Source organism: Frisingicoccus sp., from assembly GCA_016298055.1.
Classification (GTDB): Bacteria; Bacillota; Clostridia; order Lachnospirales; family Lachnospiraceae; genus Frisingicoccus.
Genome location: JAEDDO010000119.1, coordinates 1 through 5,407 on the forward strand (window position 1 = coordinate 1; position 5,407 = coordinate 5,407).

Sequence of the window (5,407 nt, forward strand, 5' to 3'; positions counted from 1 at the left end):
GAAACAGCCGTTCCAAGGTGGTAGATGTCATTGATGTAGGAGGGCATCCAGGTTGTCAGACCATCTTTTAAAGTGCCTTGGAGCATGATTGCCCATAAAATCGGGATGGAACCGGAAATAAAAATCAAACGTAAAGGTCGTTCTGAGGTGTTTTTTGTGATCTGTTTCTCTATGATTTTTCCGTGAATCAAAAGACGGGAAAAATGATGCCATATACCGCCGATGGCAAGACCAAAGAAGCCGGGAATAATAAAGGCCAGACGCCATCCTCCAAGACGTATACAGATTGGGACGAGTATATATACGGCGATTGTTCCGACGGCTGCGGCGGCATTTACCCGAATACTGGCAATATGAAAATCTTTTTCAGAAAGATTTTCTGCCATAATGCGAACCAGAGGCGGCCAGAGCATAGCTTGAAAAAATCCGTTCAGACACCAGAGAAAGGTCATGATAGTGATATTGTCGGTGGTGGCGATGATCAGGTTGGTCACAGAAGTGGCGGTAATGCCTGCAAAGATACATTTTTCAGGAGGCATATGGTCCCCAAGAGGTCCGCTGATGAGCTGACCAAGTGCATAAGTAAAAAAACTTCCGGTGACAGCAAGACTGGCCATGGATTTCGTGATTCCCATAGAACGTATGATTTCACTGAGTGCGGCGGCATAATTTAATCTTGTAATATAACTGGTAAAGTATAATAAGCAGCAAAGCGCAATGATCTTCTTTGCTTTAGAGTATGTTGAGTGCATATGGAACAATCCTCTCTTTTGTAGTTGGTTTCTAATAAAATATGCCTGTTTTTGGGGCATGGAATTATCATACTACAAAAATAAATATTGGCAAGCCATCTTCTTAGATAATTGTAAAAATTTTAGAGAGACTCTTGCAAAAAAAAATAAAGCGTGATAGGATGTAAAAGAAATAAAAAAGAACCTGATTTCCCGAATGGCCGGGAACTCAGGTTTTTGTGCTTCTATGAGGATTGTAAAATATTTCCGGACGGAAAAGAAGGGTGAAAAGTGAGACAGAGATATTTTTTTGGAACGGAAAATGGAATGATTATATGGGATGTTGATTCGATGCTTAAAGCTATTGAGGAGAAGCCGATGGCATTTGAGCTCCGTATGGTAGATACAGATTATATAGCAAAAGAAAATCATGATGCAAGAGTGGATGATACTTATGCGATGAAGACGGATTTAAATAAACCATGTGTTCTTGCGGAAGTTAAAGATGGGCATTATCTTTTGTTAGATGGAAATCACAGACTCAGAAAAGCGATAAAAGAGAAACTTTCATGTGTCATGTGTTATTGCCTTAAAGAATCTCAGCATCAACGGTACATTGAACATTACCGGCCAAAGGAATATGAGTATATTATGTCGGCTTACGAATAAAGATAAAAATTATGAATATTCATTCTCAGGAAGGGCATGCTAAGGGTGTTTCATTGAATCTTAGCATGACAGGAGAGTGTTTTTATGAAAGAATTTAATTATGTGATCCAGGATGAACAGGGCATTCATGCCCGTCCGGCGGGCATTCTTGTAAAAGCAGCCAATGAATTTCAAAGTGATATACAGGTTGACAAGGATGGGAAAAAGGGCGATCTGAAAAGGATCTTCGGTGTCATGGGATTGGGAATAAAAAAGGGGGACAATGTTCAGGTGATCATTGAAGGGCCGGATGAGGAGGCGGCAGCTCAGAAAATTGAAACCTTATTTAGAGAACAATTATAAGATTAAAAAAGGAAACAGATGACATGTTTCCTTTTTTTATGTTATAATGGCATCATAGATAAAGGAGGATAAAAGGTATGAGAAAAAAATTAGTATGGGGATTGGCAGCTTCATTAATCCTTTCATCTGCGGCATTAGGCGGATGTGGAAAGAAAGAAGTTACTGCAGAAAGTATTGTGCAGCAGTCGAACGAAACTATGGAAAAAGCGAAGTCTTTTTTGGCAGATTTTAATATGGACATGGAGATGAGCATGACTTCGGGGGATCAGAGTACGGACATGGATGTGGCGATGACAGGTACGATGCAGGCGACACAAGAGCCTGATGTTGTATACATGGATATGACAATGACATCAGGGCTGTTCGGATTATCACTGGATATGGATATATACACTCAGGCGGAAGAAGATAAAATCATCACATATACAGGTATTGCCGGTGAATGGATGAAGACAGAGCAGGAAGGTCTCTCCCAGTCGAACCTGGCTGAACTTCAGAAGATGTTTGGAAACGGTAAGGAAATGACACTTGCTGAACAGACAGAGAAGATTGGCGACAAAGAGGTATATGTATTAACAGCTTCTATTTCCGGTGAGGAACTTGAGAAAGTGATGTCTGCTATGGGATCAATGGCGAATGGTCTGGATTCTATGGATCTTTCTCAATTCCAGGCAGATACATGCATGAAAGTCTATAAAGATACAATGTTTCCTGCTTCCATAACACTTGACATGATTACGACTGGAGAAGGCATGGAAGTGGATGGTGTTGTTACAAAAATTGATAAGATGACAATTACAGTCGATTACAAAGAATTTGATACGATCGATTCCATTGAAATCCCTGCTGAGGCATTAGCAGCTGAGACAATAGATACGAATGCGCTTTTAGAGGAAGCGGAGACATCGGCACAGTAAACAGATGAATTTTAGAACCCTTGCGATTATGCGAGGGTTCTTTTCTTTTTGATTTTTTTTAAACGATGATATATAATGGTGTTGCGATAGAAACAGAGAGTCGAAAAAGGAAGTGTATGTATGGCATCAGGACAGGTGGATTTTGGAGGCAGCAATGTCCGTCGGAACGTGTTGGCGGTGGCGGCACCGATGCTGGTGGCTCAGATTGTAAATTTACTTTATAATATTATTGACAGAATTTATATAGGAAAGATTCCGGGAGAGGGAACGCTTGCTCTGGCCGGATTGGGATTATGTTTTCCTGTAATAACGATGGTAACAGCCTTTGCCAATCTTTTTGGTCTGGGAGGAGCACCTTTGTGTTCTATTGCGAGAGGACAGAAAGATGCGAAGGAAGCCCGTAAGGTTATGAATAATGCATTTTTTATGCTTATTGTGACAGGCGTTATTCTGACTGTTTTCGGAATTGTTTTCCATAAACCGATTTTATATCTGTTTGGGGCCAGCGATGTCATTTATCCTTATGCGGCAGACTATATGGTCGTGTATATGCTGGGGACAGTTTTTGTTATGACTTCACTGGGCATGAATCCCTACATTAACAGTCAGGGATTTGCTAAAGTTGGTATGAAAACGGTGACACTTGGAGCAATCAGTAACATTATTCTTGATCCGATTTTTATTTTTGGGCTGCATATGGGAGTCACAGGTGCGGCGGTGGCAACGATTATTTCTCAACTGTTTTCTGCCGTGTGGGTCATAAAATTTCTGACAGGGAAAAAAGCGGAACTGACTCTGGATTTTAAAGGATTTAAACCGGATTTTGAGTGCATTGGAAAGATTGCGAAACTGGGGACATCCACGTTCGTCATGTCTTTTACAAATGGTCTTGTGCAGATCGTCTGCAATGCCACATTACAGATTTACGGCGGTGATTTATATATCAGCGCGATGACGGTCATTAATTCTATTCGTGAGATTGCCCAGACACCGGTTTTGTCCATGGCAGACGGTTCATCTCCAATCATCAGTTATAATTACGGTGCGGGTCAGTTTGATCTCATGAAAAAAGCCATTCGTTTTATGACACAGATTTGTTTTGCATATACTTTGCTTATATGGGGATTAATTTCTGCATTTCCTGAAATATTCATTCGGATATTCAATCAGGATGCAGCTCTGATGAATGTGGCAGTACCATCCTTGCATATTTATTTTTTCGGGTTTTTCATGATGGCTTTCCAGTTTACGGGCCAATGTGTGTTTAAGGCATTAAATAAGGCACCTCAGGCAGTTTTCTTTTCGATTTTCAGAAAAGCGATCATTGTTGTTCCTTTAACACTGCTTCTTCCGAAAATTCCGATGTTGGGCGTTATGGGAGTATTTATGGCAGAACCGATTTCGAATTTTATCGGCGGACTTGCATGCTATATAACGATGCAATGCACAATATTAAGAAAGATATAAAAAAGACGCTCAGCCGATTACTTCTGGCTGAGCGTACTGTTATGATAGTCCGGGGAGAAAGTTACATCTTCACCAAAATAGTCTGGCGGACAGAAATTCTGTGCTTCCTCAATTGTTGGAAATTCAACTTCGGCAAGAATTAATCCGGAAAATTTTCCGTGAAAGATATCTATTTCGATAGTTAAATGATCACCAAAAGGAATATTATATCGGGTTTTTGATAAAAGATTTCCGTCAGCTTTAGTGAGTAAATGATGATAGGCTTCTTTGTTCAGCGGAAGATTATATTCTTCTCTGGCCAGGAGGCCTTTTGATTTGTATGTCAGGTAGTATTCCGAATCCTGACGGCGTATGCGGATGACCGGATCGGTGTTCAAATAGGCCTGTTCAATTTCGTGACATGGATATTTTGAAATGTCAAAGGGTAATTCGTGAATCAGATATTTACGTTCAATTTCCATATTGAGCTCCTTTCTGCTGGGGAACCTGTCCCTGATTGATTTTATTATAACCAAATCATCTAGAAATTACCATTATAATATTTTTGGTCCGGCAGATACTATAACCAGAATAAGTTACAAAAGCTTATTCAAGACAATACGGAGGTGAAAAAAATGTCTAATTCAAGTGGAACAGGTTCTAACGGAAGCCGTATGGAAGTGCCTCAGGCAAAAGATGCTATGGATAAATTCAAAATGGAAGTAGCGGGAGAGCTTGGCGTAAGCTTAAAAAACGGTTACAATGGTGATCTGACATCTGCGGAAGCAGGTTCAATCGGCGGCGAGATGGTGCGTCGAATGATTCGCAGACAGGAAGAGCAGATGTCCGGTCAGCAGTAGATGAAAAAAGAAATTCCGGGTTAGGCAGACAGCCCCTGATTTTTATGCGAAAGACTAAAAATCAGGGGTTGTATTGAAATTTTTTTCTACATACCATTATAGGCGTTGCATTTCCGGTAATCAATAGATATAATTTAGGATAATGGATTCAAAGGATAAATCTGTTTAGATTCATAGATTAAACTCAGGAGAAATATAATAATGGAGATAGAAAAAATTTTATTGGGAAAGTCATCGGAGAGAGAGGAATATGTATATCCGGCCAATTCAATGCCGGGAAGTGAAGCGTTTTCAATATGTTTTAACGGTGGATATTTAAATGGAGAAAAGACATGCATTGGAGGAAAGGGTATTTCCAGTTATCATATTCTGACAGAAGGCAGCCTGATGTGTACATATAATGACGGGCGAAAAATCAAAGTGGAAGCGGGCGATATTTTTA

8 protein-coding genes are annotated in these 5,407 nt (G+C 40.1%); 6 read left to right on the forward strand and 2 right to left on the reverse strand.

Annotation, left to right across the window (positions count from 1 at the left end; translation table 11 throughout):
- A partial coding sequence (locus QZZ35_RS08665) for an MFS transporter (RefSeq protein ID WP_291237040.1) occupies window positions 1-752 on the reverse strand: 752 nt, incomplete at its 3' end.
- Window positions 753-1,022: 270 nt separating this feature from the next.
- Between QZZ35_RS08665 and QZZ35_RS08670 the strand changes: the two genes are divergently transcribed.
- The 4 genes from QZZ35_RS08670 (at window position 1,023) to QZZ35_RS08685 (ending at window position 4,126) form a co-directional block, all read left to right on the forward strand.
- Window positions 1,023-1,400 carry a hypothetical protein gene (locus QZZ35_RS08670; protein WP_291235042.1) on the forward strand — a complete coding sequence of 126 codons (378 nt, stop codon included), beginning with the start codon at window positions 1,023-1,025 and terminating at the stop codon, window positions 1,398-1,400.
- Window positions 1,401-1,484: 84 nt separating this feature from the next.
- Window positions 1,485-1,742: an HPr family phosphocarrier protein gene (locus QZZ35_RS08675; RefSeq protein WP_291237041.1), complete on the forward strand. Its 258-nt coding sequence runs from the start codon at window positions 1,485-1,487 to the stop codon at window positions 1,740-1,742.
- Between the two features lie 77 nt (window positions 1,743-1,819).
- A complete protein-coding gene (locus tag QZZ35_RS08680; protein WP_291237042.1) occupies window positions 1,820-2,659 on the forward strand; it encodes a DUF6612 family protein in 840 nt (279 codons plus the stop codon).
- A gap of 120 nt (window positions 2,660-2,779) precedes the next feature.
- The gene (locus QZZ35_RS08685; RefSeq protein WP_291237043.1) at window positions 2,780-4,126 is read left to right on the forward strand and encodes an MATE family efflux transporter; all 1,347 of its coding nucleotides are present in this window, start codon (window positions 2,780-2,782) and stop codon (window positions 4,124-4,126) included.
- A 17-nt stretch (window positions 4,127-4,143) separates the two neighbouring features.
- Here QZZ35_RS08685 and QZZ35_RS08690 read toward each other — a convergent pair whose 3' ends face one another.
- Window positions 4,144-4,587 carry a CYTH domain-containing protein gene (locus tag QZZ35_RS08690; RefSeq protein ID WP_291237044.1) on the reverse strand — a complete coding sequence of 148 codons (444 nt, stop codon included), beginning with the start codon at window positions 4,585-4,587 and terminating at the stop codon, window positions 4,144-4,146.
- 153 nt (window positions 4,588-4,740) lie between these two features.
- On the opposite strand from QZZ35_RS08690, the gene QZZ35_RS08695 reads away from it, so the two are divergent.
- Window positions 4,741-4,965 (forward strand): alpha/beta-type small acid-soluble spore protein, encoded by a 225-nt coding sequence (locus QZZ35_RS08695; protein ID WP_291237045.1) that lies wholly within the window; start codon window positions 4,741-4,743, stop codon window positions 4,963-4,965.
- A gap of 201 nt (window positions 4,966-5,166) precedes the next feature.
- Window positions 5,167-5,407: hypothetical protein (locus QZZ35_RS08700; protein ID WP_291237046.1), on the forward strand; the 241-nt coding region annotated here is incomplete at its 3' end.

What these genes read in the sequence shown, in the direction of transcription:
- QZZ35_RS08695 (WP_291237045.1), top strand. Translation starts at nt 4,741, where the DNA reads ATGTCTAATTCAAGTGGAACAGGTTCTAACGGAAGCCGTATGGAAGTG.
- QZZ35_RS08690 (WP_291237044.1), bottom strand. Translation starts at nt 4,587, where the DNA reads ATGGAAATTGAACGTAAATATCTGATTCACGAATTACCCTTTGACATT.
- QZZ35_RS08680 (WP_291237042.1), top strand. Translation starts at nt 1,820, where the DNA reads ATGAGAAAAAAATTAGTATGGGGATTGGCAGCTTCATTAATCCTTTCA.
- QZZ35_RS08685 (WP_291237043.1), top strand. Translation starts at nt 2,780, where the DNA reads ATGGCATCAGGACAGGTGGATTTTGGAGGCAGCAATGTCCGTCGGAAC.
- QZZ35_RS08675 (WP_291237041.1), top strand. Translation starts at nt 1,485, where the DNA reads ATGAAAGAATTTAATTATGTGATCCAGGATGAACAGGGCATTCATGCC.